Raw genomic sequence first — 26,997 nt, 5'->3', positions numbered from 1 at the left:
ACCGCTCAGGCGGCGACGGATTCGCGGCGCCGATCGCTTGCCGCACTCCGGCGCATGAGGGCGCCGAGGACCAGTCCGAACACGACGGTCAGCACGGTCCACATGAGCACCTGATTGGCGATCGCGTATACGCGGAAGTCCGCCACCACCTGGCCCGGGAAACCTGCGCCCACGATGGTGTCCCCATCCATCACCGGCCCCGGGACCTCGCGAAACTCCGGGAGGAGCGCCGCCGTGACGGTCGCGCCCACGAGGTAGCCGACGGTCCCCACGATGCCGGCGAGCAAGCCACCCAGGCGCGACCACAGCAGCATCACCACCACGACTGCGGCGATCGCCAGAATCAGCGATACCACCGTGAGCGTCAGATAGGAGCTCGACCGGCTGCCGATGGTGTCCGCATCGCCGACGGCAGGCGGGTTAGGCGGGTACACGAAGTACGGCACGCCGATCACCGCGACGAAACCGGTACCGCCGAGCGCTGCCGCGATCGTGCGCGGATCAGCTGCGGGCCACCGGCGTCCGACGTACGCCCACAGGACGGTGAATGCGACGGCGAACAACGCGCCGATCGCGACTGCGAACACCACCGTGCCGACACCGGCTCCGATGTTCTCCTGAATCGACCGGGTGAACAGCTCGTGCTCGTGGTCGTGTCCACCTCCGGTGAGCGCCGCCTCGGCATGCGATCGTTCGTCCTCGTAGTCGATCGCCGCGGCCACCTGCGGTTCGATGAAGATCCGCGCGAAGACGAAGCTGATGATGCCTGCTACCAGACCGGCGAGGACTCCCGCGCCGATGAATCTGCGTTCCATGTTCTCTTGTTTCCTCTGCTCGGGGTCGTCTCTGCGTCGTGATCGTGCTGCGTGCGCGATCAGTGACAGGGAAAGCCGAGGAAGTGACGCGCATCGTGCACGAACTCGTGCACGTGAGTGTCGTCGCCGAAGACCGAGACCGCACCCTGGTCGTATCCCAGGAAGTAGTAGGCGAGGGCGGCCACCAGCACCGTCGCGGTGAGCCAGAGTGCGGTGTTCACCGCGGAGATATCGGGCACTGCGAGCGTGCCGATCCGCCGTTCGGGGGCGGAGATCGAGGAGACGGTCATGAGTATCGAGCCTTCCGTCCGGATCGATGCGTCCGGGTCGTGGATGTGCACACCCGGCCGGTGATCTGGCTCGCGACGCTCGACGGCGTCGCTCACAGTGGCGCGACCGCTCCGGATTCCCACCGGATTCCCCGCACCGGGATGAATGCACCGTACTCCTCAGGCGGGCACGAGAGTTGTCGGTGCCATGAGATTGAATGGAGGCGTGGGATCACATGGACGCACAGCGCGGGCGGTGCCCGTTCTCGAACGGATGCAACCGGCCACCCGGCGCTGGTTCTCGGGTGCGTTCGAGCGGCCCACCCCCGCGCAGGTCCGAGCGTGGGAGTCCATCGCCGACGGCGACGACACCCTCGTCATCGCCCCGACCGGGTCGGGGAAGACCCTCGCCGCATTCCTGTGGGCCATCGACTCGCTGACCCGATCGCCTGCAGACGGATCGGCGGCCGAACACCGGACCGGAGTCAAGGTCCTGTACATCTCCCCGCTGAAAGCCCTCGGCGTGGACGTCGAACGGAATCTCTCGGCGCCGTTGACCGGTATCGCGCACGCTGCCGCGGAACTCGGCGTCGCGCCGCCGTCGGTCACGGTCGGCGTGCGCTCAGGCGATACGCCTGCCGCCGATCGTCGTGCGCTGCAACGCAGTCCACCGGACATCCTGATCACCACGCCCGAGTCGCTCTACCTGATGCTCACCTCGGCGGTGCGCGAGACGCTCACCAGCGTGCACACGGTGATCGTGGACGAGGTGCACGCGGTGGCCCCGACCAAACGCGGCACGCATCTGGCTCTCTCCCTCGAGCGGTTGGACGATCTGCTCGACGTCCGGGCCCAACGCATCGGACTGTCGGCCACCGTCAGGCCTGCGGAACGGGTCGCCGAGTTCCTCTCCGGCACGTCGTCGTGCACTATCGTGAATCCCCCCGCCGCGAAGACCTTCGATCTCCGCGTCGAGGTTCCGGTCGCCGACATGGCCAACATCCCGCCGCCTCCGACGACCGCCGACAAGGCCGACCTCGACGACGCCTTCTCCCCGACCGCGGGCTCGCTCTGGCCGTTCATCGAGGAGTCGATCGTCGACGAGATCGAGCAGAACCGGTCGACGATCGTGTTCGCCAACTCGCGCAGGCTCGCCGAACGGCTGACCGCGCGATTGAACGAGATCGCGGCCGCGCACGCCGGCGCACCCGCCGACGACGCTGCGTCCAATGCCCAGGTGCCGGGCGGCATGCCCTCGCTGGTGTCGGGATCGGGCACCAGCGGTGGAGCCGATCCCGTGCTGGCCCGTGCCCATCACGGATCGGTCAGCAAAGACCAGCGCGCCGCCATCGAAGACGATCTCAAATCCGGCAGGCTGCGGTGCGTGGTCGCGACCAGCTCCCTCGAACTCGGCATCGACATGGGCGCCGTCGACCTCGTGGCCCAGGTGGAGACACCGCCATCGGTCGCCGCGGGCCTGCAGCGGATCGGGCGGGCCGGCCACCGCGTCGGGGAGATCAGCCGGGGCATCCTGTACCCGAAGCACCGCACCGACCTGATCCACTGCACCGTGACCGTCGATCGAATGGGTCGCGGCGAGATCGAATCCCTCACCGTGCCCGCGAATCCGCTCGACATCCTGGCGCAGCAGACGATCGCCGCGACCGCCGCGCACGAGGTGAACGTTGACGAGTGGTTCACGACGGTGCGCCGCGCGATGCCCTACCGGAACCTTCCGCGCGATGTGTACGACGGCGTCCTCGATCTGATCTCCGGGCGCTACCCGTCCGACGAGTTCGCCGAGCTGCGGCCGCGGGTCGACTACGACCGCAGCACCGGCACGCTCACGGCCCGACGCGGCACCCTGCGACTCGCCGCGACGTCCGGTGGCACCATCCCCGACCGTGGCCTGTTCGGGGTGTTCCTCGCCGGGCAGAACGATGGCGGCCAGTTGCGACGCGTCGGCGAACTCGACGAGGAGATGGTCTACGAGTCGCGCGTCGGTGATGTGTTCGCCCTCGGCGCCTCGAGCTGGCGGATCGAGGAGATCACCCACGACCGAGTGCTCGTCTCCCCTGCTTTCGGCCAGCCCGGGCGCCTGCCGTTCTGGATCGGCGACGCCCAAGGCCGGCCGGCGGAACTGGGCGCGGCGATCGGCAAGTTCGTGGGAAGCGTCTCCGACGACGAGAAGTTGACGAAGCAGGCCGACCGCCTCGGACTCAGCGCCCAGGCCCGGAACAACCTCGGATCGTTGCTGGCCGAGCAGCGAGCGGCGACCGGTGTCCTGCCCACCGACCGGACGTTGGTCGCCGAACGCTTCCGCGACGAACTCGGTGATTGGCGGCTGGTGCTGCATTCGCCGTACGGCCTGCGAGTGCACGCACCGTGGGCCGCGGCGATCGCCGCACAACTCGCCTCCCGTCTCGGATTGGACGGTGCGACGACGGCAACCGACGACGGCATCATCGTCCGGCTTCCGGACACCGACGACCGGCCGCCGGGCGCCGAGGTGTTCCTCATCGACCCCGATCGGGTGGAGGACGAGGTGACGCAATCGCTCGCGGACTCGTCGATGTTCGCGTCCCGCTTCCGCGAGTGCGCCGCCCGTGCACTGCTGCTCCCACGGCGCGACCCGGGCCGCCGTGCACCGCTGTGGCAGCAACGCCAGCGGAGCGCGCAGCTGCTTGCGGTGGCCTCGAAGTTCCCCGACTTCCCGATCATTCTGGAGACCGTCCGTGAGTGCCTCGCGGACGTCTACGATCTTCCCTCGCTCATCGATCTGCTCACGCGCATCCGCAGTCGCAAGGTGCGGATCACCGAGGTCGAGACACCCTCGCCGTCGCCGTTCGCGGCCGCCATGCTGCTCGGATACGTCGGCGCCTTCATCTACGACGACGACGCACCCCTCGCCGAACGACGGGCGACCGCACTCTCCCTCGACACCGCGCTCCTCGCGCAACTCCTCGGCCGAGTGGATCTGCGGGAGCTGCTCGATCCCACGGTCATCGCCGACGTCGTGAGCCGGCTGCAACGACTCGCCCCGGAACGGCGGGCGCGCGACCGGGAGGATGTCGACGACCTGCTCCGCTGGCTGGGACCGCTCACGTCCGACGAGGTGGCCGAGCGCGCACGCGACGATCTCGACGTACCCGAGGCACTCGCGCACCTGGTGGCGGCCAATCAGGTCATCGTGGTCAGGCACCGGGAGCGTGAACTGTTCGCTCCGATCGAAGACGCCGCGCGCCTGCGCGACGGGCTCGGCGTCCCGCCCCCGCTCGGTGTCCCGGCCGACTTCCTCGCCGCGGTCCCCGACCCGATCGGCGATCTCGTGCACCGCTTCGCCCGCACCCACGGACCGTTCACCACGACCGAAGCGGCTGCGTCCCTGGGAATGGCGCCGGCAGTCGTCTCCGGCGCGCTGGAGACTCTCGCATCGCGCCGCCTCGTGATCGAGGGTGAGTTCGTGCCGCTCGGCGATGACGATCCCGGCTCGCAGTGGTGTCATGCCGATGTTCTCGGTCAGCTGCGTCGAGGGTCGCTCGCGGCCGGACGCGCGGAGGTGGAGCCGGTATCGCCCGCCGCTTACTCCCGCTTCCTGCTCGACTGGCAGCACGCCACCGCAACCTCGCGCCTACGCGGCGCATCGGGCGTCGCGGAGGTCATCGAGCAGCTGGCCGGACACCCGATCCCCGCCTCCGCGTGGGAGACGCTCGTGCTGCCCGCACGAGTCGAGGACTACGCGCCCGCGATGCTCGACGAACTACTCGCCTCCGGCGAGGTCACCTGGTCGGGGCACGGCGCGATCGGCGGCTCGGACGGCTGGGTGGCGTTGCACCTCGCCGATGCCGCCCCACTCACGTTGCGCCCGGTCGCCGACCTGGAGATCACCCCGCTCCACGACGGCGTGCTCACCGCGCTCGCGGGCGGCGGCGCCCTCCGCTCCACCCGACTGCGCGACGATCTCACCCACGAAGGGGCCCCGGCACCGGACGAGGCATCGCTGCAGGCGGCCCTGTGGGATCTGGTCTGGTCGGGTCGGATCACCAACGACTCGTTCTCGGTGGTCCGCGCAGCACTCACCCCGCGGACACGTGCCTCCTCCGCTCCGTCGCACCGTGTGCGGGGCCGAGCGCCCCGGCTGCGAACGGCGCGGCTGTCGTCCCGGTACCTGGCGGGCATGGATCCGACCGCCCATACGAGTCCGATGCTGGGCGGGCGCTGGTCGGTCCTGCATCGACCGGTGATCGACGCGACCGCCGAGGCCGCGGCCACCTGCGAGATCCTGCTCGATCGCTACGGCGTGGTGACCAAGGGATCGGTCACCCTCTCGGAGGTGGACGGCGGCTTCTCGCGGATCTACAAGGCGCTCACCGTGTTCGAGGACGGCGGACAGGTGAGGCGGGGATACTACGTCGACGGACTGGGCGGCGCGCAGTTCGCCGCCGGACACACCGTCGACGTCCTCCGCGATCACCTCGACGTGGCTCGGGAGCGACGCGGCGAAGCCGTTCTCGTGGCGGCGACCGATCCCGCGAACCCGTACGGCGCCGCCCTGGAATGGCCCGTGCGCGAAGGCGACTCGGTCCGTACGAGCGGGCACCGCCCCGGACGCAAACCGGGTGCCGTCGTCGTACTCGTCGACGGTGCCATGACCGTGTTCGTCGAGCGCGGCGGCAAGACGGTGCTGACCTTCACGGATCAACCGGACGCATTGACCGCCGCGGCCGTCGCCGTCGCGGACGCCGTCCGGGACGGCCGCGTTCCGCGCATTCACATCGATCAGGTGGACGGCGACCCGGTCATGTCCACGACGTTCGGAACCGAACTCGCGGCAGCGGGATTCGCCTCGACACCGCGCGGCCTGCGGATGAATTACGACCCCCGGATGCGCTGACTCCGAAGGCGCTCAGTCGGGTACCGGGACCGGCTCCAGGATCTCGTGGCGCGCCTCGGGAGCCGCGGCGCGCAGCGCATCGGCCGAATCGTCGTCGGGCTGACGCTGGGACGACACCTCGGCTTCCACACGCGCGCAGTAGTTCTCGATCTCCCACGAGACTTCCTTCGCGTCCCAGCCGACGATCGGTGCCATCAACTCGGCCACTTCGCGTGCGCAGTCGACGCCGCGGTGGCTGTACTCGATGGCGATACGGGTCCGACGCGCCAGGACGTCCTCGAGATGGAGTGCGCCCTCGGCTCGCACCGCGTACACGATCTCGGCCCGCAGATACTGCGGTGCCGCAGCCAACGGCCGCAGCAGGGTCGGATCGGCGTCGGCGTCGTAGAGGACGTCGTCGATCATCGAACCGTACCGGTTGAGGAGTCTGCGCACCCGGTACGGATGCAGGTCGAACCGTTGCCCGAGATGCTCGCACTGGTTCACCAGCGCGAAGTAGCCGTCGGCGCCCATAAGCGGGACTCGTTCGGTGATCGACGATGCCACCCGCGACGGCAGGTAGTCGATGCAGGCGTCGACGGCGTCCGCGCCCATCACCCGGTACGTCGTGTACTTGCCGCCGGCGATCGCCACCAGCCCCGGTGCGACCGCGGCGACGGCGTGCTCGCGGGAGAGCTTCGACGTCTCGTCGTCCTCACCGGCGAGCAGTGGGCGCAGCCCGGCGTAGACGCCTTCGATGTCGTCGTGGGTCAGCGTGGTCACCAGCTCGTTGTTGACCCGGTCGAGAATGAAATCGATGTCCTTGCGGGTGGCTGCCGGATGCGCCAGGTCGAGATTCCAGTCGGTGTCGGTGGTGCCGATGATCCAGTGCGTCTCCCACGGGATGACGAACAGGACCGACTTGTCGGTGCGCAGGATGACCGCCGTCTCGCTGACGATCCGATCGCGCGGCACCACGATGTGCACGCCTTTGGAAGCACGGACCTTGAAACGCCCCCGTTGGCGTGACAGCGCCTGCACCTCATCGGTCCAGACGCCTGCTGCGTTGATGACGCAATGGGCGCGGACCTGCGTCGTCTCGCCGGTCTCACTGTCCCTGAGCTTGACGCCCATGACCCGGTCGGCTTCGGTGAGGAACCCGACGGCCTGTGTGGAGGTACGGACGACGGCACCGTAATTCGAGGCCGTGCGCGCGAGTGTCAGACTGTGTCGGGCATCGTCGACGACGGTGTCGTAGTACCGGATTCCGCCGATGAGCGACTTGCGCTTGAGTCCCGGTGCCACGCGCAGCGCACCCGACCGGGACACGTGCTGCTGACCCGGAACCGATTTGGCGCCGCCCATCCGGTCGTAGAGGAACAGGCCGGCGGCGACGTACGGGCGCTCCCAGATGCGGCGCGTCAACGGATACAGGAACGGCAGCGGTTTCACCAGGTGCGGTGCGAGGATCCGGAGCGAGAGCTCGCGTTCGCGCAGCGCCTCGCGAACCAGGCCGAACTCCAGCTGCTCCAGATACCGGAGGCCTCCGTGGAACATCTTCGACGAGCGGCTCGACGTACCCGATGCGATGTCGCGGGCTTCGACGAGCGCGACGCGAAGGCCGCGAGTCGCAGCGTCGAGCGCAGCGCCGACTCCCACCACACCGCCGCCGATCACGACGATGTCGAACTGCTCGCTACCCAGTCGGCGCCACGCCTCGTCCCGGTACGCGGGCGAGAAATCAGCTGGTCGGTCCGGGTTGAACTCGCGTTCCATGTGCGCGAGCCTACCGGAGAGTAATGCCGTGGGGCGTGTCACACTGAGTGCCGTGAGTTCCCGCGAAGAGTACGTCGTCGCCATCGACCAGGGCACCACCTCGACCCGGGCCATGGTCTTCGATCGCGCGGGCAGCGTGGTCGCCAGCGAACAACTCGAGCACCGGCAGATCTTCCCTCGCGCCGGGTGGGTGGAGCACGACGCCGTGGAGATCTGGCGCAACGCCCGGCGCGTCGCCGCCGCGGCGATGGCCGCTGTCGAACTGCTGCCCGGCGACATCGTCGCCTGCGGCATCACCAACCAGCGCGAGACAACGGTCATCTGGGACCGCGCGACCGGAGAACCGGTCCACAACGCGATCGTCTGGCAGGACACGCGCACCGCAGCACTGTGCGAGGAGCTCGCCGGCGACGCGGGCCCCGACCGGTACCGGCGCCAGACCGGACTCCCCCTGTCCACGTATTTCGCCGGCCCCAAGATCCGTTGGCTCCTCGACAACGTCGACGGCGTCCGCGAGCGCGCCGAACGTGGCGAGCTGTGCTTCGGAACCATGGACACCTGGCTCGCGTGGAACATGACGGGCGGCATCGAGGGCGGGTTGCACGTGACCGACGTGACCAACGCGTCGCGCACCATGCTGATGGATCTGGAAACCCTGCAGTGGGACGCGAAGATCTGCGAGGAGATCGGCATCCCGGAGTCACTGCTCCCCGAGATCCGCAGCAGCTCCGAGGTTCTCAGTCCGCTGCGCCAGGAGGGCGCTCTGCCGGGAGTGCCGCTCGCCGGCATTCTGGGCGATCAGCAGGCGGCGATGTTCGGGCAGGCGTGCCTGGACCCTGGTGAGGCCAAGAACACCTACGGGACCGGCAATTTCCTGCTGATCAACACCGGTACCGAGCCCGTGCACTCCGAGCACGGCCTGCTGACGACGGTCTGCTACCGACTCGGCGACGAGGACGCGCGGTACGCGCTGGAGGGCTCGATCGCGGTCACCGGATCGCTGGTGCAGTGGCTGCGCGACAACCTCGGCCTCATCTCGGACGCCGCCGAGGTGGAGAACCTGGCTCGTGCCGTGGACGACAACGGCGGCGTGTACTTCGTGCCCGCCTTCTCCGGGCTGTTCGCACCGCGGTGGCGACCGGATGCGCGCGGCGTGATCGTGGGTCTCACTCGCTTCGCGAATCGTCATCACATCGCCCGCGCAGTCCTCGAGGCGAGCGCGTATCAGACCCGCGAGGTCATCGAGGCGATGCAGGCCGACTCCGGCGTCGAGCTGCAGACACTGAAGGTCGACGGCGGGATGGTCGTCAACGAACTGCTGATGCAGTTCCAGTCCGACATCCTCGGCGTTCCGGTGGTCCGCCCGGTCGTTAACGAGACCACCGCACTCGGCGCCGCGTACGCCGCGGGCCTCGCGGTCGGCTACTGGCACAGCACCGACGACATCCGCGAGAACTGGGCGCAGGGACAGCGGTGGGAGCCTTCCATGGCGCAGGCCCAGCGCACCGAGCTCTTCACCGGCTGGAACCAGGCCGTCGAGCACAGCTTCGGCCTCGCCTGAAGCCCTGTCTCCTGCCCCTCCCGCATTACCAACACGTCGAACGCCGATTCCGGCACCGTCCGCCGAGTTGAGGTGGCATGCGTGCTGGTAATGCGAACTTTTCTCCGCACCCTTTACATACAACCGATCAGTTGTATGATTGATCCATGACCGAGAGAGATGACGACAGAGCCGACGCTCTGTTCCACGCTCTCTCCGACCGGACGCGGCGGGACATCCTCCGCCGGGTACTGGACGGCGAGCACTCGGTCAGCGCATTGGCGGAGAAGTACGACATGAGCTTCGCCGCGGTACAGAAGCACGTCGCCGTCCTGGAGAGGTCCGGGCTCGTCGTCAAGCGACGCGACGGTCGTCAGCAGATGGCCTCGGGTGACGTGAACGCTGTGCGGTCGGTGTCCGCGCTGCTCGCGGGCATCGAACAGATGTGGCGCGGACGCATCACCCGTGTCGACGACCTGCTCGCCTCCGACTCACCTTCCCGCCCCGTCGATTCACCGTGATGCAGACATCCCTCGAATCGCCGGTGCGGCAACCGAATCCGCATCACCTCACCGCTTAGGAGCACCATCATGCCTGTCACCGATGTCACCACCGACACCGAGAACCTCACGCTCACCATCACCGCCGAGTTCGCCGCACCCGTCGACCGTGTGTGGCAGGTCTACGCCGATCCGCGTCAGCTCGAACGGGTGTGGGGACCGCCGGAGTACCCGGCGACGTTCGTCGAGCACGATTTCACACCCGGTGGCCGTGCCACGTATTACATGACATCGCCGGAGGGCGAGAAGTTCGGCGGATGGTGGGAGTTCACCGCGGTCGACGCGACGTCGTCGTTCTCCTTCCGCGACGGCTTCGCCGACGCCGACCTCATCCCGGACGACTCGTCGCCCGTTGCGGAGAACCGCTACACGTTCTCGGCGATCGATGGAGGTACCCGAGCCGTGTACAGCTCGTCGTTCGGCAGCGCCGACGACCTGCAGAAGGTTCTCGACATGGGCGTCATCGAAGGCGCGTCCTCGGCCATCGACCAGATCGACGCGCTCGTCGCCGCCTGAGCGGCCTCGCTCGCTTCACTGGTCGGCGGGCGGCACACGGACGGTCCGCTCACTGCCACCGTCCGTGTGCTGCGCTCGCCAGACGCGAGCAGCAGCGAACTCCCGAAAGGCGATCACCACGCCGAGCAGGGCCAGCGCGGCGAAGCCGAAGGAGAGCAGCCGCGCCGAACCGACGGTGTCCGGACCGCCCAGCGACACGAGCAGACCTGCGAGTGCCGACCCGAAGGCGTTCGCGATGAGCTGGCTGGTGTTGAGCCCCGCGGCCGCCTGCGTCGACTCCGCGTCGTCGGTGCCGACCCGCAGCCCGGCGGTGAACCAGTGCGCGATCGACATGCCGATGCCGCAGCCGCCGAACAGCAGCGTCAGGTACCACCCCGCGATAACGGCTCCGGACGGGTCGTCGACCTGCAGCAGCCCGTACGCGATGAGGCCTGCGGCGAGAACCATCGGCCCGGCCACCCGCACGATCCGACGTGAACGGTCCGACTCGGCACCGCTTGCCGAGATCGACGCGATGGTCCAGCCCCAGGAGATCGCAGCACCGAGGAAACCGGCCGCCAACGGCGATAGACCGCCCAGCCGCTGGCCGAACAGCGGGATGAACATCTCGGCGGTCGACACCATGGCGAGCACGATGATCGCGAGATAGATCCAGCGCAACGGCGAACGTCCCCGGTACGTCATCTCGGGGAGAACCCGGCTACGGGCGTTTCGTTCCCGGGCGACGAACCCGATGACCGCCAGTACGGCGACGCCGACGAGCAGCCAGGTCAGTGCGCCGTCGACGATCGAGGCGATGCTCACCGCCGCTGCCGACGACGTCAGCAGGCCCAGCGACGTCCACGGCACCGGATCGGTCGTCGCCGATCTGCCGTCGGACGCGGGCAGCGCCCGGACGGTGACCGCCACGAGCGCGAGCGCGATGACGGCGAGCAGCACGAATGCTCCTCGCCAGAGCCCGATCTGGGCGAAGAACCCGCCGACGATCGGGCCGACGACGTTGCCGACTCCCCACATCGCGGACATCAATGCGATGGACTTCTGCCACAGCTGGGGCGGCAGGACGGCGCGCACCACCGCGAATCCCAAGCCGGCGAGGAGTCCCGCAGCCAGACCCTGCACTGCCCGGCCGACCAGCAGCACGACCATCGTCGGCGACGCGGCGGCCACTATGGTCCCCGCAGCGAATCCCAGGAACCCCATCACGTAGGCGCCGCGCGCCCCGAACCGCGACAAGGACCGGCTCACCAGCATTGACGAGATGACCGAGGCAACCAGGAACACGGTCATCGTCCACGAGTAGAGCTCTTCGCCGCCGATGTCGTCGATCGCGTTCGGCAGCAGCGTGGTGGTCAGGTAGACGTTGATCGCGTACAGCGCCACGCCGCCCGCCAGCACGACCACCGATGCCCGGTGGTCGCGGTTCATCAGATCGCGCCACGAACCCATCTCAGGACCCCCGGCTTCTATGGCAGAGATGTCCGATCAGTCCAGGTCGTCGTGTCGGACGAGCTGGCGCGCAGCCTCGGCGACGGATCCGGTCAGCGACGGGTACACCGAGAACGTATTGGCCACCTCGGAGACCTGCAGCTTGTTCTCCACGGCGAGCGCGATCGGCAGGATCAGCTCGGACGCGTTCGGCGCCACCACGACGCCGCCGATGACCACGCCCGTGGCCGGCCGACAGAAGATCTTGACGAACCCGCGACGCAAGCCGCTCATCTTGGCACGCGGATTGGTCTTGAGCGGAAGCATCACGGTGCGCGCCGGGTACTCCCCCGCATCGATCGATTTCTGCGACACACCGACGTTCGCGATCTCCGGGCGCGTGAAGATGGCCGAGGCGACGGTCTTGAGACGCAGCGGACTCACCCCTTCACCCAGGCTGTGATACATCGCGATCCGACCCTGCATCGCCGCGACGGAGGCGAGCGGGAGCAGCCCGGTGCAGTCGCCCGCGGCGTAGATCCCGGGCACCGAGGTGCGCGACACCCGGTCGACGGTGATGTATCCGGCGCGGTCGGTGACGATGCCCGCATCGTCGAGGCCCAGATCGTTGTTGTTGGGGACCGACCCGACGGTCATCAGGACGTGGGATCCGGTCACCTCCTGGCCGTCGGCGAGCTGGACCGTCGCACCGTCTGCGGTACGCGTCACCGCGTCGGCCCGCGCGTGCTTGATGAGCGTGACACCGCGTTCGGAGAACACATCCTCCAGAACGAGGGCGGCATCCTCGTCCTCGTGCGGCAGCACGCGGTCACGGCTGGATACGAGCGTCACCTTGACGCCCAACTCGGTGTAGGCGTGCGCGAACTCGGCCCCGGTCACACCCGACCCGACGATGATCAGGTGATCGGGAAGCTCATCGAGGTCGTACAGCTGCCGCCAGTTAAGGATCCGTTCGCCGTCGGGCACCGCGGCCGGCAGCACCCGCGGCGAGGCGCCGGTCGCGATCAGCACGACGTCGCCCTCGAACTCCTCCTCGGAGCCGTCGGGCCGGGTCGCGATGACGGTGTGCGCGCCGACGCCGGGCCGGACCTTAGCGAGCCGGCCGCGGCCGGCGACGATGTTCACTCCCTCACTGGACAGCCGCGCCCGGATGTCGGCGGACTGCGCGAACGCGAGGTCCTTCACGCGCTGGTGGATGCGCGGCAGATCGATCGCAGACGAGTCCACCTGGACGTGCACCCCCAGATCGCGCGCCCGGCGCACATCGGTGCGGATGCCGGTGGACGCGATGAACGTCTTCGACGGCACGCAGTCCCACAGCACGCAGGCGCCGCCGGGACCGTCCTCGTCGATCACCGTGATCTCGGCTCCGTACGCCGCACCTGCCAGCGCAGCTTCGTACCCGGCCGGGCCGCCGCCGATGATCACGATCTTGGACAAGGTTCCACTCTCCTGTACGAACTCGCCGATTGGTCTGTCCCCGAACTTCACGGGTCTGCCCTCAAACTTAGCCGGGTCACGGTTCCGCCGCATCGCCGAACCGCATAGGCTTGCCCCGTGCCCATCTATGCCGCCTACGCCTCGAACATGGACCCTGCGCAGATGCTGCAGCGGGCGCCGCATTCCCCGATGTCGGATACCGGATGGCTCTGCGGATGGCGCCTGACGTTCGCTGGCGACGACATCGGCTGGGAGGGATCACTGGCCACGGTCACCGAGGACCGCGACGACGCGTCCGCCAAGGTCTTCGTAGTCCTGTACGACGTCCCTCCCGAGGACGAGCTGAACCTGGACCGCTGGGAGGGCACCGAGCTCGGCGTCCACCGCAAGATCCGGGCGCGGGTCGACACCGAGGACGGACCGGTCCTCGCCTGGCTGTACGTCATCGACGGATACGAGGGCGGACTGCCCTCTGCCCGGTACCTGGGAGTGATGGCCGACGCCGCTGAAGTCGCCGGGGCCCCAAGCGAATACGTCGAACGCCTACGTCTCCACGAGGCACGCAACGTCGGCCCCGGGCCGGACGCACCGCTCGACGACGACTGAGCTCGGACCCCGAACGGGACGGACGGTCCGCCGTCAGTCGTCAGCCGTCGAGGATCACTCCGGCGAGGGTGGCGATTCCGATCGCCAGCGCCCGCTCGTCGATGTCGAAGTTCGGCTGGTGCAGGTCGCACATCGGACCGACGCCGCTCCACACGCCCAATCGGGCCATCGCACCGGGTACGCGCTCCAAGTACCAGGCGAAGTCCTCACCGCCGGCGGATTGGGCGGTATCGACCACCGCGCCCGGACCGATCGACTCCACGCTCCGCCGCAGGATCCCGACGCTCTCGAGTTCGTTGACCACCGGTGGCACCCCGCGGACGTAGGTGATGTCACAGGACACGCCGAGCGGTGCGGCGATCTCCCCGATGACCGAGCGCACCAGCGGCTCGAGTTGCCGCCACGTCTCGTGGTTCCCGGTGCGCACCGTGCCGCGAAGTCGTCCCTCCTGCGGGATCGCGTTCGGCGCGCTGCCCGAGTGCGCCGCTCCCCAGGTGGCGACCGTGCCCGATCGCGGATCGATGCGCCGGGACAGGATCGCGGGCAGGCCGGTGATCACCGCGCCCATCGCGTACACCAGATCGCTCGTCAGATGGGGCCGCGAGCTGTGTCCGCCCGGCCCGCGCAGATGCACCTCCACCCGGTCGGCGGCAGACGTCAGCGGGCCGCTGCGCAACCCGACGGTGCCGACCTCGAGGTGCGGATCGCAGTGCAGCGCGAAGAAGCGGCTCAGCCCGTCGGTGACGCCCGCATCCACCGCGTCGAGCGCGCCACCGGGCATCACCTCCTCTGCAGCCTGGAACAGCAGACGGACGCCGAACGGAAGGTCGGCACCGGCGCGCTCCTGCTCCGCCAGCAGCAGCCCGACGCCCAGCAGGATCGCCGTATGCGCGTCATGCCCGCACGAGTGCGAGACGCCGTCGGTGCGCGAGGCGAACTGCAGCCCCGTCTGCTCCGGGATCGGCAGACCGTCGAGATCGGCCCGCAGTCCGATGCGCGGCTTATCGGTGGGCCCCAGATCGCAGACCACGCCCGTGCCCTTGGGCAGCACGCGAGGCTGCAACCCTGCCTCGGAGAGGATCGACACCACCTTCTCGGTGGTCTCGAACTCGGCCATCGACAGTTCCGGGAACCGGTGGAAGTCGCGGCGCCAGCCGACGACCCTGTCGAGGTTGGCATCGAGCCACTCGGAGACGGCGGGCAGCATCAGAGGAGGGTCGCGGGGGTGGGCGTGTTCAGGTCATCCACGAGCGGCATGCGCAGGCCGCGCTTGATCACGGCCAGGTTGTCGTTGGCGAACGCGGCGCGTTCGCGGGCCACCTCGCGGGCCCGCTCGATCAGCGCATCGGCGGGCGCCGCCTCGTCGACGATGCCGGCGTCCGCAGCATCCTGACCGCCGTACCGGCGGCTGGTCAGCATCGCTTCGGTCGCTGTCGCATCCGGGGTCCGGGTGCGCACCAGTGCGGCCATCCCGCGGGTGAACGGCATGCCCAGTGCGGCCTCCGGAAGGGAGAAGAACCCGCGGTCCGAGCGCATGATGCGGTGATCGGCGCACAACGCGAGCATGGCGCCACCGCCGAAGGCGTGGCCGTTGATCGCCACGATCACCGGAGCCGGAAGCGTCAGCACCTGCACGTACAGCTGGTGGATGTCGTCGAGGTACGCGGGAAGCGCACCCGCATTGGCCCCCACGTAGTCCAGATCGAGACCGTTGCTGAAGAACTTTCCGGTGGCCGAGATGACGACCGGCTTCTTCGCCGCAACGGCTTCGTCGAGGAGACCCTTCGTCTTCGCCAGCCACTCCGGCGCGAAGCGGTTCTCCGGATTCGCCTCGTCGAGCTCGGCTCCTTCGGCACCCAGGAAGAGTTCGGCGGCGTCATCGGTCACGTTCAAGTACGGCATGAGTGCAGAGCTTATCGCAGCGTCGCAGGGTCACTTAGGGTTGTTCCATGGATCCCACCGCCGACCCCGACGCCGCCGCTACCGCTGCGGCCGCCGCCATCGCCGACCAGACCGGTTGCACCCGCCACGACGTCGCCGTCGTCCTGGGCTCGGGATGGGCTCCGGCTGCCGACGCGCTCGGAACACCGGTGGCCGAGATCCCGATGACCGAAGTTCCCGGGTTCACGACGCCGTCCGCACACGGGCATGCCGGCCGCATCCAGTCGATCCGCGTCGGTGACGCACGTGTGCTGGTGCTACTCGGCCGCATTCACGCGTACGAGGGTCACGATCTGGCTCGCGTGGTCCACCCGGTGCGGGCCGCAGCAGCGGCCGGGGTGCGCACCGTGGTTCTGACGAACGCGGCAGGCGGCATCGCGGACGGGATGTCGGTCGGGCAACCGGTCCTCATCTCCGATCAGCTCAACCTGACCGGTCGTTCGCCGTTGAACGGCGCGCATTTCGTCAACATGGTCGACGCGTACCGGCCGTCGTTACGCGAGATCGCGCGACGCTCCGACCCGACCCTGGTCGAAGGCGTGTACGCCGGTCTGCCCGGCCCGCAGTACGAGACGCCGGCCGAGATCCGCATGCTCAAGACGATCGGCGCGGACCTCGTCGGCATGTCGACCGTGCACGAGACGATCGCCGCACGTGCGGCCGGTGTCGATGTCCTGGGCCTGTCGTTGGTCACCAACCTCGCTGCGGGCATCACCGGCGAAGCACTTGACCACGCCGAGGTGCTCGCCGTCGGTCGCGAATCCGCGAGCCGCATGGGCGGACTCCTGCGGTCGGTGATCGCCGAGATGGCCGCGAGCTGATGCTGTCGTTCGGCACGGCGGGGCTGCGCGGCCCGGTCCGGCCCGGACCGGACGGCATGAATGTCGAGACCGTCACCCGTGCCACCGCCGGACTGGCGGCATGGCTCGCCGCCAACGGCTGCGCAGGTGGAACTGTGATCGTCGGCCGGGACGCCCGCCACGGCTCGGAGGACTTCGCGACGGCGACCGGTGAGGTCCTCGCCGCTGCGGGTTTCGACGTGGTGGCGCTCCCCGACCCGGGGCCCACTCCCCTCGTCGCATTCGCGTGCCGGTCGCTGCGAGCGGTCGCGGGAGTGATGATCACCGCCTCGCACAACCCGCCGGCCGACAACGGCTACAAGGTCTACCTGGAGGGCGGTGCGCAGCTCGTGACTCCGGCGGACCGGGAGATCGAACAGGCGATCGCCGCCACCGTGGGTACCGAGATCGCACGCGCCGCAGTCGAACCCGATGTCCGAGCCGACCGAGTACGCGCCGCCTACCTGGACCGGCTGCGTGACCGGTTCGGTCCCGACGGGTCGGGACCGGCCGTTCGGATCGCGTTGACGCCGATGCACGGCGTCGGCGGCGGACTGGCGCTGGACGCACTCCGCCGAGCGGGATTCGACGACGTCCATGTGGTCGGCGAGCAGTTCGCTCCCGACCCGGACTTTCCGACCGTCGCGTTTCCCAATCCCGAGGAGCCCGGTGCGACGGATCTCCTCCTGGCCACTGCGGAGCGGGTCGGCGCAGACCTGGCGATCGCTCTCGACCCCGACGCCGACCGCTGCGCGATCGGGGTGCCCGGCGGCGGTACCTGGCGGATGCTGACCGGCGACGAGACCGGCGCACTCCTCGGCGACGCGATCCTGACCGGGATAGGCCGGACCGATCCCGCCCCCGTCGTCGCGAGTTCGGTGGTGTCCGGAACGCTCATGCACGAGTTGGCCATCGCCCGCGGCGCCGACGCCCGACGCACCCTGACCGGGTTCAAATGGCTTGTCAGAGCGGGCGAGCCCCTGGCCTATGCGTACGAGGAGGCCCTCGGCCACTGCGTCGATCCGGCCGCCGTCCGCGATAAGGACGGAGTGAGCGCGGCACTGGCATGTGCCCTGATCGCCCGGTCCTGGGCCGACCGGGGCGGCATCGTCGCAGCGCTTCGGGAACTCACGCTGCGCTACGGGCGCCACGTCACCGCGCAACGCGCGGTCCGTCTGGACGAACCGCAGCAACAAGCCGCGGTCATGAGCGGACTGCGCGAGACTCCACCCCGCTCCCTCGCCGGGTTCGCCGTCGAGATGACCGACTACGCGGCGCGCACCGACGGGTTGCGTACGGACGGCGTCGAGTTGACGGGCACCGACACCTCGGGGGCGACGTTGCGGGTGTTCGTCCGGCCGAGCGGCACCGAACCCAAACTCAAGTACTACGGCCAACTGACAGTCCCATCCGATCATCGGACGGGACCGCCGGAGGCGATTAGCGTCAACGGTGTGCGGGGCGTCTCGGGGGACGACCCGGTCCGCACGCTCGACCGCGTGCTCGACGAGGTGACGAGAAGAGGACCGAACCGATGACCTATCCGGGACCGCCGAACGGCCCCCGCAAGTCGGCGTTGTCGTCTCCTGCGGTGCTGATCGCCATCATCGCCGGTCTGGTGATCCTGATCGGTGGCGTCGGCGGTGCGATGCTGTGGGCGGACAACCAGTCCGACGACACCTCGCAGGCGGCATCCTCGTCATCGAGTGCGGCGTCCGAGTCGCCGCGGCCACCGGATTCCACCGTGACCGTCACGCAGGCACCCACCGACCGGGCCGCTCCCCCGCAGACGCAGAGTCCGGTGCCGACGACGTCCCACCCGGCTCCGACGGTGTCCGGCGCCGACTGGCAGGGATTCGGTGAGGCGGGCGCGCGCTGCAACGCCGATGACGCAGCGGTGTTCATCGGCTACACGTCCCGGTCGAAGGTGGTGATCTGCCAGGTCGGTTCCGATTCGACGCGCCTGTACTACAAGGGTTTCGCCGACGGCCAGGGCAAGGAGATCTCCTATCCGAGTCGCAGCGGTGGCATGTTCACCGCCACCGCCGAGGACGGCACCGTCTACCGGGTGTCGACCAGTTCGCTTACGATCAGTCAGGGCGGCGAGCAGGTGGCCGACGAGCCGATGGTCGAGGCCTGGACGAACTGAGGCCTGCTCACTGACTCGCTCGGTCCGCCCGTACCCGGCTGGTGACCAGCGTCGCTGCGGCCATGACCGCGAACACCGGCCACAGCGCACCCTGCTCCCAGAGGAGGTACGCGCCGGCACCCAGCAGCGATCCGGCAGCCAGCGCCGCCCACATGCCGAGGTAGCGAACCCAGAGCCACCGGGGCCCGCCCATCATCGCCATCCCGAGCCGCTGCCCCGCTTTCACCAGAGTTCCGGTCATGTAGGTGAGGCCGATCGAGACCTCGCCGTCGCGGACGAAGGTCGCGTTCATGACACCCATCGCCATGGCCACTCCGAGGATCGGCGGTACCGGTGACGACGGCAGCAGGCCGAGTGCCGCGGACAGTCCGACGAGCGCACTCGATGCGGCCAGTACCGTCACCCGTCCGTCGCGGATGCGCGACAGGAGCGCGCCGACGACCGCCCCCACGAAGAACAAACCGATGAGACCCACTGCGCGCCCGGCATCAGACCAGTTGAGGTGGACGGCCTCCGCAGACATCCGGGTCGTGTTCCCGCTCATGAACGACACGAAGTAGCCGCCCAGGTGCAGGAACCCGATGGCATCGAGACTGCCCGCCACGGAGGCGAGCACCAGGGCGAGAACGAACTCGCGACGACGAACACTCTGCACGGTCGGCTACCGGGGCCCGAACTGACGATCCCCCGCGTCGCCGAGACCCGGGACGATGAACGAGCGCTCGTCGAGCCCCTCGTCGATCGCGGCGATCGTCAGCCGCAGTCGATGCCCCGATCGCCGCAGTGCTTCCACGCCCTCGGGCGCACCGACGACGCATACCGCTGTGATGTCCGTCGCGCCTCGCCGCACGAGCAGGTCGAGGGCGTGGACCAGAGATCCGCCGGTGGCCAGCATCGGGTCGAGAAGGTACACGGGCTGGCCGGACAGGTCCGCGGGCAATGACGCCAGGTACTCGACCGGCGACGCCGTCTCCTCGTCACGGGCCACCCCGACGAACCCGATCCGCGAGTCCGGCACGATGGCGAGCGCCGGATCGAGCATGCCCAGCCCGGCGCGAAGCACCGGTACGAACAACGGCGGCACGGCGATCCGGGCCCCGGGGGCGACACCGACGGGTGTCGTCACCTCCAGGTCATCGACGGGCACATCGGCGAACGCCTCGTAGACGAGAAGCTGACTCAGGCGCGCTAGTGCTGTGCGGAACGACTGGTTGTCGGTCTCCGCGTCCCGGAGAACGGACAGCCATGCGCGCGTCAACGGATGGTCGACGACTCGAACTTCCACCGCATCGGTCATGGCTCAGATCCTAATTGCCCCGGCGCCCGCCGTCGGCACCCGCACCACCGGGTCAGCGAGGCCGATAGAAGCCCTCAAAACTCTGACCCGCGTTGGTCGTCCGCAGCGGCGTCACGCCGACCGGGTCGCCGCCGGTTTCCACGAACTGGTCGTTTCCGACGTACATCGCGACATGGCCGGACCAGACGGCCAGATCGCCCGGCTGCAGATCCGACTGGGAGACGGGAACGCTCGCCAGGTCCTGGTCCTGCGCCAACCTCGGCAGCTCGACCCCGGCCTGCCGGTAGGCCCATTGGGTGAACCCGCTGCAGTCGAATCCGTCGGTCGTCGTGCCGCCCCACACGTACGGGGTGCCCTGCACGCTAAGCGCGGCGCGCACCGCTCTGGCGGCCCGCTCGTTCGGAGCCTGCACCACGGTGCCGTCGGGCAGGACGACGCGGGTCCCGGCGCCGCCGAACCCCACCGGAGCCGCCGTTGCAGATGCCTCCGACGGCACGTCGGAGGCTGTCTGCCGGCTTTCCAGCGCAGTCGTGTCACGGGCGAGCTCGCCCTGCGCTCGCTGCACGACTTGCACGCCCCGAGCGATGTGGTCGAGTGCCACCGGAACGAGCGCCGCGAGACCTGCGGGCGTGGTCACCGCCGGGACGGTGGCCGCGGCGGCGACGAATGAGTCGACGAGTCCGTTGAGCGCCACGTGCGCGGTCCGGACGTGCTCGGCCGCCGTCTCGACGACCCGCGCCACATCTGCCCCGCCGGCCCCGACCGCGGAATCCGCCTCTGTCAGGCGACGTGCCTTCGTCGCGGCGGCATCACCACCGTCACCACGCCAACCGTCTGCCGCGATCCGGATCGTCGTGGCCGACCGGTCCGCCGCGGCGCCGAGTGTCGACGGCGCCTGCCGAAGGCCGCTCATCGCGCCGGGCGGCAGGGTTCCCGTGCCAAGCGTCGCGATCAGCATCTTCAGCGGCGCGATGAGAACGGTTGCGCTCATACCGACACCGCGGCGGCGCCCGCCTCGTCGCAGCAGGTGTACGACGTACACGCGGTGGTCGCCGCGGCGCTCGTGTCGCCGTGCGCAGCGGCGAGCGCATCCAGGGCACGCGCGCGGCGCGATCCGGCTGCGGCGAGCGCCGCGAGGAACTGGGCTCCGATGATCCCGAACGTCGGCCCGAGCGCACCGATGTCGAGCCGTTCGGCTACCGCTTGCTCCGCGGCCAGGGCAGCCGCGCTGCCCTGGGCGGCCGCCGCCGCGGCGACTCCTGCTGGTTCTACCGTCACTGCTTTCATACTCGTTGGACGCACCGCGCCCGATCAGGGTTCCGGCACGTGCCGGAACGCCTGTTGGCCGGGGGCGTGCAGCACGATCGGGGGAACATGACTACGCTCTGTGATCATGGCCGGAGACATTGTCCCCATCGAACTCGGACTCACGGAAGGCAACCTCTTCACGTTGTGGGCCCCGCGCTGGCGCGAGGGCGACGACGAGTGGGAGGCCTTCCTGGGGCTCGAGGACGATCTGTACGCACTGAACAGCGTCGCCGAGCTCGCTGCGTTCGTTCGCAGCGATGCCGACAACGACCTCGATGACCATCCCGCGTGGGAGACCATCAAGAAACTGCAGGCAGATGAGCTGGTGCCCGACGAGCGCCGTTCGTACGACCTGATCGGTGTTCCGGAGCTGGCGGCAGAGGATCCCAAGCCGGACGTGGTCGCCGAACTCGAGGACGCCCTCGAGATCGTGCGCATCCTCGGCGAGGTCTGCGACTTGGAGACGACCACCAAGTTCTTCACCGGCAACCCGATCCTGGGCGCGGTCGCCGTGGGCACCAACAACTTCGCCGGCCGCGAAGGCGTCGATCTCTGGGTCCGCATCGGCCGGATCATCGCCAAGCACTGGGATGACGTGATCGACGAGCTCGACGACGTCGTCAAGAATCCCGGCGTGGAGTCCGCCGCCGTGCAGGAGGCCCAGGAGGAGCTGGCCGCCGCCGCGTCCGCCGAGGACGAGGACGAGCCGGACGAGGACTCGATCGATCCGCTGTACGCGGACGGCACCGACGACTCGGATGACGACGACTCCGACGATGAGGACGACCAGGACGATGACGACGACGTCGATGAGGACGACTTCTGGGCGTCGGTCGGCATCGACCCGATCCGCATCTACACCGACGCGGGCGAGTTCCTGTCGCTCCGCTGCTACCTCGGTGACGATCCCCGCTTCCTCGGCTCGAAGGGCGCGATCTACGGTTTCGGATCCGAGCGCGCCCTGACCCGGTTCCTGGCCGATAACGACGATCACGATCTCGCTGAGCTCGTGACGTTCGGGGAGGTCCGCGACGCCGCCGAGACCGCCGAGATCGAGTACCAGGTGCTGCCGGAGAACGTGTACGCACTGCAGGGCATCGACGAGGACATTCTCGACGGTCCGCGTCGGGTGGACGGCCGCCAGCTCGACCTGGCCGTCGAGCTGCTCACCGATGCGGCCGACTACGCGGGAATCGACGCGGTGAACGAGACGCTCGCATCGACCACTCCGCTCGGCTGGTTCGTCGACTACACGATCAACCCCGACCCGAAGCGGCTGTCGCCGTCCGGTCCGTTCGACAACGAAGCCGAGGAGTGGCGCGCGCTGATCCACGACTTCGAGGATCGGCTCGTTCGGCGCGGCTGACACCTCGACCGGCTGTGACGTCCATCCCCGGGCGTCACGGTCGGGTCATGCCATCAGTACGGCGAATCCCGGTTTGATGACGTCGTCGATGAGCGCGAGCCGCTCGTCGAACGGCAGGAACGCCGACTTCATCGCGTTGACCGTGAAGCGCTGGAAGTCGGCCCACCCGTAACCGAACTGCTCGTGCAGGAGCATGAACTCGCGACTCATCGTGGTATCGCTCATCAGCCGGTTGTCGGTGTTGACGGTGACGCGGAACCGCAGGCGCGCCAGCACGTCGAACGGGTGATCGGCGAGCGAGGCGACTGCACCGGTCTGGACGTTGCTGCTCGGGCACAATTCGAGCGGGATTCGCTTGTCGCGGACGTAGTCGGCGACACGGCCCAGCGTCGCACCCTCGACCGACCGGCCCGGGACCACGTCTCCACCGGGGAGGTCGACGTCGTCCATCACGCGGACCCCGTGTCCGAGCCTGTCTGCTCCGCAGAACGCGATCGCCTCGTGGATCGACGGCAGTCCGAACGCCTCCCCCGCGTGAATCGTGAAGTGCGAGCATTCGGCGCGCAGGTACTCGAATGCGTCGAGATGCCTGCTCGGCGGGTTCCCTGCCTCGGCACCGGCGATGTCGAAGCCCACCACTCCACGATCACGGAAGTCGATGGCGAGTTCGGCGATCTCGCGGGAACGTGCGGCGTGACGCATCGCCGTCACCAGGCAGCCGACCCGGATGTGCAGATCGTCGTCCGCTGCCTCGGCACACCCCTGCTCGAAGCCGTCGAGCACCGCCTGCACCACCTCGTGCAGTGACAGACCGCCTTCCAGGTGCTGTTCGGGTGCGAACCGCACCTCGGCGTACACCACCCCGTCGGCGGCGAGGTCCGCAACGCACTCGGCAGCTACCCGGCGCAGCGCGGGCGCGGTCTGCATGACACCGACCGTGTGCGCGAACGTCTCCAGGTACGTCTCCAGGGAGCCGCTGTTCGCGGCGGTCGCGAACCATTCGGCCAGTGCGTCCGCATCGTCCGCGGGCAGTGCGTCGTAACCGGTCTCCCTGGCCAGCTCCAGCACTGTGGCAGGCCGCAGTCCGCCGTCGAGATGGTCGTGCAGGAGAACCTTCGGTGCGAGTCGGCACTGCTCAACGGACATCATGATTCGACCGTATCCGGGAGATGAGCAGTCCGCTCGTCAACGACGCGCACGCCTCCGGACGACGACCTGCGCCGTACCCCTGCCCGCAAACTCGGCGTCATCACGCGTCAATCCGGCGCCGTTAGCGTCTCCGGATGTGAAGACTCGTCGCAGGCGCCTCGCCGTCGCCGCATCCACCCTCGCCATCGCCCTGGGCAGCATCGTCACCGGTCCGGTGCACGCGGCGCCCGAGCCGGCGAAAGCCGTTGACCTTCAATCGCATCGGGGTGGGCGCGGTGAGCACACCGAGGAGTCGTTGTACGGTTTCGCCAAGTCCCTCGAACTCGGCGTCTCGACGCTCGAACTCGACGTCGTACTGACGAGGGATTCGGTCCCGGTGGTGTGGCACGACCCGAAGATCGAGGCGGAGAAGTGCCGGGACACGCTGCCCGCGAGCATCGGCGACAAGCAGTTCCCGTACGTCGGGAAGGACGTGCACGATCTGACCTACCGTCAGATCCAGACCCTGGTCTGCGACAAGAAGCTCGCCGATTTCCCGCAGGCGCGCCGCGTCATCGGCAATCGGATCGCGACCCTGCCGCAGGTGTTCGGCCTCGCCGCGCAGTACCGGAGCAGTTCCGCCTCGCCGAACCGGAACAACGCCGCGCCGCACCGGAACAAGAAGGTGCACTTCAACATCGAGACCAAGATCGAAGCCGAGGAGCGCGCCCGCAGCGCGAAGCCCGCGCAGTTCGTATCGGTCATCCTGCGCGAGGTCCGCAAGGCGCACCTGCTCGATCGAGTGCAGATCCAGAGTTTCGATTGGCGGAGCCTGCCGCTGGTACGGGCGAAGGCGCCGAACGTTCCGCTGGTCGCGCTCTACGACGACACGACGTGGAAGCCCGGATCCGCGTGGCTCGGCCCCGCGAGCTACGCGGGCTCAGACGGCGACGTGGTCTCCGCCGCGAAGGGCGCCGGGTTCGACGCCCTCTCGCCCGCCTACGAACTCGTCGACCGTGACCTGGTCGACCGCGCTCGGGGCGCCGGCCTCGAGGTCGTGCCGTGGACGGTCAACGAGGCGGCCGACATGCGCCGCCAGCTCGACCTCGGCGTGGACGGGATCATCACCGACTACCCGACCCGGCTGCGGAGGGTCTTCGCCCAGGAGGGCGTACCGCTGCCGAACGCCCACCGCCGCCGCTAGCCGACAGCGACGAGCGCCTCACCCCACCCGGCCGAGCACCCGAGAGCCAGGGGACTCACCGTCGGCGGCGATCACTGCGGCTCGCTCGAGACGGTCGACGGCTCGCTGCAATCGCTGCTCGTCGTCGGTGTGCAGCGTGAACAGCCGATCTCCGCGACGCACCCGATCGCCGACGCCGATATGCCAGGTCACCCCGGCCGCAGCCGAGACCGCTTCGCCCGGGCGCGACCGTCCGGCGCCGAGCAGCCACGCGGCCTCGCCGACCGCCAGCGCGTCCAGCGCGCTGAGCACTCCGTCCGCCGGTGCGACCACCTCGTGCAGATGGCGTGGCGTGGGCAGCGGTGCATCCGGGTCGCCGGACTGCGCGGCGATCATCGCCCGCCAGGTGTCCATCGCACGACCGTTCGTCAGGTTCTCGGCCGGATCCACGCCGGTGACTCCACCGGCCGCGAGCATCTCCCGGGCGAGCGCGAGGGTCAGTTCGACGACGTCGTCCGGACCGCCGCCTGCCAGCACCTCCACCGACTCGGCGACTTCGACGGCGTTGCCCGCGCTCCGGCCGAGGGGCGTCGACATGTCGGTGATCAGCGCCCGCGTGGCGACCCCGGCATCGGTCCCCAGCTCGACCATCGTCGCGGCGAGACGCTCAGCGTCCTCGTACGACGTCATGAAGGCTCCGCTTCCGGCCTTGACGTCCAGGACCAGGGCTCCGGTCCCCTCCGCGATCTTCTTGCTCATGATGCTGCTGGCGATCAGCGGGATCGAGGCAACGGTCCCGGTGACGTCGCGCAGTGCGTACAGCTTGCGGTCGGCGGGCGCCAGGTCGGCGGTGGCCGCGCACACGACGGCACCCACGTCGGCCAACTGCGCGGACATCTCGTCTGCGGTCAGATCGGCGCGCCACCCACGGATCGACTCCAGCTTGTCCAGCGTTCCGCCGGTGTGGCCCAGCCCCCGCCCGGACAGTTGCGGGACGGCGAGCCCGTACGAGGCGACCAGCGGCGTCAGCGGCAGCGTGATCTTGTCCCCGACTCCACCTGTCGAGTGCTTGTCGACGGTGGTCAGGCCACGCCCGTCACGTTGAAGTCCCCGCAGATCCAGGCGGACGCCGGAGGCCAGCATGGCCGACGTCCAGTCCGCGATCTCGTGTCGGCTCATCCCCTGGAACACGATCGCCATGGCCAGGGCCGACATCTGCTCCGGCGGAACGCTTCCCGCGGTGAAGCCGTCGATGACCGCGCGGATCTGCTCGCCGCTGAGTTCGCGGCCGTCCCGCTTCGCACCGATGACGCCGACCATGTCGGGCGCTCCCGCGGCCATCAGGGACGGCCTCCGCGCTCGACCCGAACGCGATCGAGGTCAGCTGGGCCGAATGCGCCGGGCAGCAGTTCACCGAGCGGTCGAGGTCCGTCGGCCCCATCGATCAGCACGGCGTCCGACCCGAACTCGTAGAGCACCTGACGGCACCGTCCGCACGGGGCGAGTACGCGGCCGGTCGAGTCCACCACCGATACCGCGGCGAGAGCGGATCCGGAATCGCCCAGAACTCCGGTCGAGACGCCCACTGCGACCATTCCCACCTCCGCGCAGAGACCCAAACCATATGAGACGTTCTCCACATTCGCGCCTGTTATCAATTCGCCGTCGCGAGTGATAGCGGCTGCACCGACAGAAAACCCCGAGTACGGGGCGTACGCCCTGGTCATCGCCTGTTCAGCAGCATCTCGAAGCACCTCGAAGTTGTTCTGCGTCACAATTTTCTCTCCCCGATTCCACCGAATCAACAGGTAAGGCACACCTAATTAAAATTCGGGACTCTGATCACATTGTTTAGTCGATTCACTCTAGGACTCAGGTTGGGTTTAAAGTCAGGGTCGATGGGTCCCGCCGCGTCGCCCTGCTGCGCCCCGAGACACCAGGT

At 68.9% G+C, this 26,997-nt stretch carries 24 protein-coding genes and 1 riboswitch; of the genes, 10 read left to right on the top strand and 14 right to left on the bottom strand.

Annotated elements, in window-relative coordinates:
- Positions 1-5: 5 nt before the first annotated feature.
- Positions 6-815 (bottom strand): CbtA family protein, encoded by an 810-nt coding sequence (locus FO044_RS04470; protein ID WP_132993918.1) that lies wholly within the window; start codon positions 813-815, stop codon positions 6-8.
- A 59-nt stretch (positions 816-874) separates the two neighbouring features.
- Entirely contained in the window at positions 875-1,105 is a 231-nt protein-coding gene (locus FO044_RS04465) for a CbtB domain-containing protein (protein WP_132993919.1), read from the bottom strand.
- Positions 1,106-1,143: 38 nt separating this feature from the next.
- A riboswitch (cobalamin riboswitch) is annotated at positions 1,144-1,261 on the bottom strand.
- Between the two features lie 97 nt (positions 1,262-1,358).
- On the opposite strand from FO044_RS04465, the gene FO044_RS04460 reads away from it, so the two are divergent.
- Positions 1,359-5,978, top strand: coding sequence for an ATP-dependent helicase (locus FO044_RS04460; RefSeq protein ID WP_143965947.1), 4,620 nt, complete (start codon positions 1,359-1,361; stop codon positions 5,976-5,978).
- Positions 5,979-5,990: 12 nt separating this feature from the next.
- Here the strand turns inward: FO044_RS04460 and glpD are convergent, their stop codons facing one another.
- Complete coding sequence (gene glpD, locus FO044_RS04455) at positions 5,991-7,733, bottom strand: glycerol-3-phosphate dehydrogenase (protein WP_132993920.1); 1,743 nt, start codon at positions 7,731-7,733, stop codon at positions 5,991-5,993.
- A gap of 52 nt (positions 7,734-7,785) precedes the next feature.
- Here glpD and glpK point away from each other — a divergent pair, with 52 nt between their 5' ends.
- The 3 genes from glpK (at position 7,786) to FO044_RS04440 (ending at position 10,349) form a co-directional block, all read left to right on the top strand.
- The gene (gene glpK / locus FO044_RS04450) at positions 7,786-9,294 is read left to right on the top strand and encodes a glycerol kinase GlpK (protein WP_268896131.1); all 1,509 of its coding nucleotides are present in this window, start codon (positions 7,786-7,788) and stop codon (positions 9,292-9,294) included.
- A gap of 146 nt (positions 9,295-9,440) precedes the next feature.
- Entirely contained in the window at positions 9,441-9,794 is a 354-nt protein-coding gene (locus FO044_RS04445; RefSeq protein ID WP_143965357.1) for an ArsR/SmtB family transcription factor, read from the top strand.
- A 69-nt stretch (positions 9,795-9,863) separates the two neighbouring features.
- Positions 9,864-10,349: an SRPBCC family protein gene (locus FO044_RS04440; RefSeq protein WP_132993923.1), complete on the top strand. Its 486-nt coding sequence runs from the start codon at positions 9,864-9,866 to the stop codon at positions 10,347-10,349.
- Positions 10,350-10,364: 15 nt separating this feature from the next.
- Here FO044_RS04440 and FO044_RS04435 read toward each other — a convergent pair whose 3' ends face one another.
- Together FO044_RS04435 and FO044_RS04430 are read right to left on the bottom strand one after the other, a co-directional pair.
- Complete coding sequence (locus tag FO044_RS04435; protein WP_132993924.1) at positions 10,365-11,798, bottom strand: MFS transporter; 1,434 nt, start codon at positions 11,796-11,798, stop codon at positions 10,365-10,367.
- 36 nt (positions 11,799-11,834) lie between these two features.
- On the bottom strand, positions 11,835-13,238 hold the full coding sequence (locus tag FO044_RS04430) for an NAD(P)H-quinone dehydrogenase (RefSeq protein ID WP_132993925.1): 1,404 nt from the start codon (positions 13,236-13,238) through the stop codon (positions 11,835-11,837).
- Positions 13,239-13,355: 117 nt separating this feature from the next.
- Between FO044_RS04430 and FO044_RS04425 the strand changes: the two genes are divergently transcribed.
- Positions 13,356-13,844: a gamma-glutamylcyclotransferase family protein gene (locus FO044_RS04425; RefSeq protein WP_132993926.1), complete on the top strand. Its 489-nt coding sequence runs from the start codon at positions 13,356-13,358 to the stop codon at positions 13,842-13,844.
- 40 nt (positions 13,845-13,884) lie between these two features.
- On the opposite strand, the gene FO044_RS04420 is transcribed toward FO044_RS04425, so the two are convergent.
- Both FO044_RS04420 and FO044_RS04415 read right to left on the bottom strand, forming a co-directional pair.
- A complete protein-coding gene (locus FO044_RS04420) occupies positions 13,885-15,051 on the bottom strand; it encodes an amidohydrolase (protein WP_132993927.1) in 1,167 nt (388 codons plus the stop codon).
- Positions 15,051-15,746 carry an enoyl-CoA hydratase/isomerase family protein gene (locus FO044_RS04415; protein WP_132993928.1) on the bottom strand — a complete coding sequence of 232 codons (696 nt, stop codon included), beginning with the start codon at positions 15,744-15,746 and terminating at the stop codon, positions 15,051-15,053. The genes FO044_RS04420 and FO044_RS04415 overlap by 1 nt, the downstream gene beginning before the upstream one ends.
- 47 nt (positions 15,747-15,793) lie before the next feature.
- On the opposite strand from FO044_RS04415, the gene FO044_RS04410 reads away from it, so the two are divergent.
- From FO044_RS04410 to FO044_RS04400, 3 genes are read left to right on the top strand one after another with little or no spacing between them, the layout of a single operon-like run.
- The gene (locus tag FO044_RS04410; protein ID WP_132993929.1) at positions 15,794-16,606 is read left to right on the top strand and encodes a purine-nucleoside phosphorylase; all 813 of its coding nucleotides are present in this window, start codon (positions 15,794-15,796) and stop codon (positions 16,604-16,606) included.
- A complete protein-coding gene (locus FO044_RS04405; protein ID WP_132993930.1) occupies positions 16,606-18,162 on the top strand; it encodes a phospho-sugar mutase in 1,557 nt (518 codons plus the stop codon). The genes FO044_RS04410 and FO044_RS04405 overlap by 1 nt, the downstream gene beginning before the upstream one ends.
- The gene (locus FO044_RS04400) at positions 18,159-18,773 is read left to right on the top strand and encodes a hypothetical protein (RefSeq protein ID WP_132993931.1); all 615 of its coding nucleotides are present in this window, start codon (positions 18,159-18,161) and stop codon (positions 18,771-18,773) included. The genes FO044_RS04405 and FO044_RS04400 overlap by 4 nt, the downstream gene beginning before the upstream one ends.
- A gap of 7 nt (positions 18,774-18,780) precedes the next feature.
- Here FO044_RS04400 and FO044_RS04395 read toward each other — a convergent pair whose 3' ends face one another.
- Genes FO044_RS04395 through FO044_RS04380 form a run of 4 tightly spaced genes read right to left on the bottom strand, consistent with a single transcriptional unit; the run spans position 18,781 to position 21,348 of the window.
- The gene (locus FO044_RS04395) at positions 18,781-19,428 is read right to left on the bottom strand and encodes a YoaK family protein (protein ID WP_132993932.1); all 648 of its coding nucleotides are present in this window, start codon (positions 19,426-19,428) and stop codon (positions 18,781-18,783) included.
- Positions 19,429-19,434: 6 nt separating this feature from the next.
- Positions 19,435-20,070 (bottom strand): uracil phosphoribosyltransferase, encoded by a 636-nt coding sequence (gene upp, locus FO044_RS04390; protein WP_235831519.1) that lies wholly within the window; start codon positions 20,068-20,070, stop codon positions 19,435-19,437.
- Between the two features lie 52 nt (positions 20,071-20,122).
- Positions 20,123-21,061 (bottom strand): C40 family peptidase, encoded by a 939-nt coding sequence (locus tag FO044_RS04385; RefSeq protein ID WP_132993933.1) that lies wholly within the window; start codon positions 21,059-21,061, stop codon positions 20,123-20,125.
- Positions 21,058-21,348 carry a type VII secretion target gene (locus FO044_RS04380; protein WP_165943114.1) on the bottom strand — a complete coding sequence of 97 codons (291 nt, stop codon included), beginning with the start codon at positions 21,346-21,348 and terminating at the stop codon, positions 21,058-21,060. Before FO044_RS04380 ends, FO044_RS04385 begins: the two co-directional genes overlap by 4 nt.
- 115 nt (positions 21,349-21,463) lie before the next feature.
- Between FO044_RS04380 and FO044_RS04375 the strand changes: the two genes are divergently transcribed.
- The gene (locus FO044_RS04375; protein ID WP_132993935.1) at positions 21,464-22,744 is read left to right on the top strand and encodes a primosomal protein; all 1,281 of its coding nucleotides are present in this window, start codon (positions 21,464-21,466) and stop codon (positions 22,742-22,744) included.
- 45 nt (positions 22,745-22,789) lie between these two features.
- Here FO044_RS04375 and FO044_RS04370 read toward each other — a convergent pair whose 3' ends face one another.
- On the bottom strand, positions 22,790-23,893 hold the full coding sequence (locus FO044_RS04370; RefSeq protein ID WP_132993936.1) for an adenosine deaminase: 1,104 nt from the start codon (positions 23,891-23,893) through the stop codon (positions 22,790-22,792).
- A 136-nt stretch (positions 23,894-24,029) separates the two neighbouring features.
- Here FO044_RS04370 and FO044_RS04365 point away from each other — a divergent pair, with 136 nt between their 5' ends.
- Positions 24,030-25,076 carry a glycerophosphodiester phosphodiesterase family protein gene (locus FO044_RS04365; protein ID WP_412917630.1) on the top strand — a complete coding sequence of 349 codons (1,047 nt, stop codon included), beginning with the start codon at positions 24,030-24,032 and terminating at the stop codon, positions 25,074-25,076.
- A gap of 18 nt (positions 25,077-25,094) precedes the next feature.
- On the opposite strand, the gene FO044_RS04360 is transcribed toward FO044_RS04365, so the two are convergent.
- Both FO044_RS04360 and FO044_RS04355 read right to left on the bottom strand, forming a co-directional pair.
- Entirely contained in the window at positions 25,095-26,396 is a 1,302-nt protein-coding gene (locus FO044_RS04360; protein WP_132993938.1) for a thymidine phosphorylase, read from the bottom strand.
- Positions 26,396-26,833, bottom strand: a complete 438-nt coding sequence (locus tag FO044_RS04355; protein WP_165943123.1) for a cytidine deaminase — start codon at positions 26,831-26,833, stop codon at positions 26,396-26,398. The genes FO044_RS04360 and FO044_RS04355 overlap by 1 nt, the downstream gene beginning before the upstream one ends.
- Positions 26,834-26,997: the final 164 nt, after the last annotated feature.

Origin of the sequence: Gordonia zhaorongruii, from assembly GCF_007559005.1 — a bacterium.
In the GTDB taxonomy this organism is placed as follows: Bacteria; Actinomycetota; Actinomycetes; order Mycobacteriales; family Mycobacteriaceae; genus Gordonia; species Gordonia zhaorongruii.
Note: the sequence above shows the minus strand (reverse complement) of the source record. Positions and strands in the feature narration are given on the sequence as shown.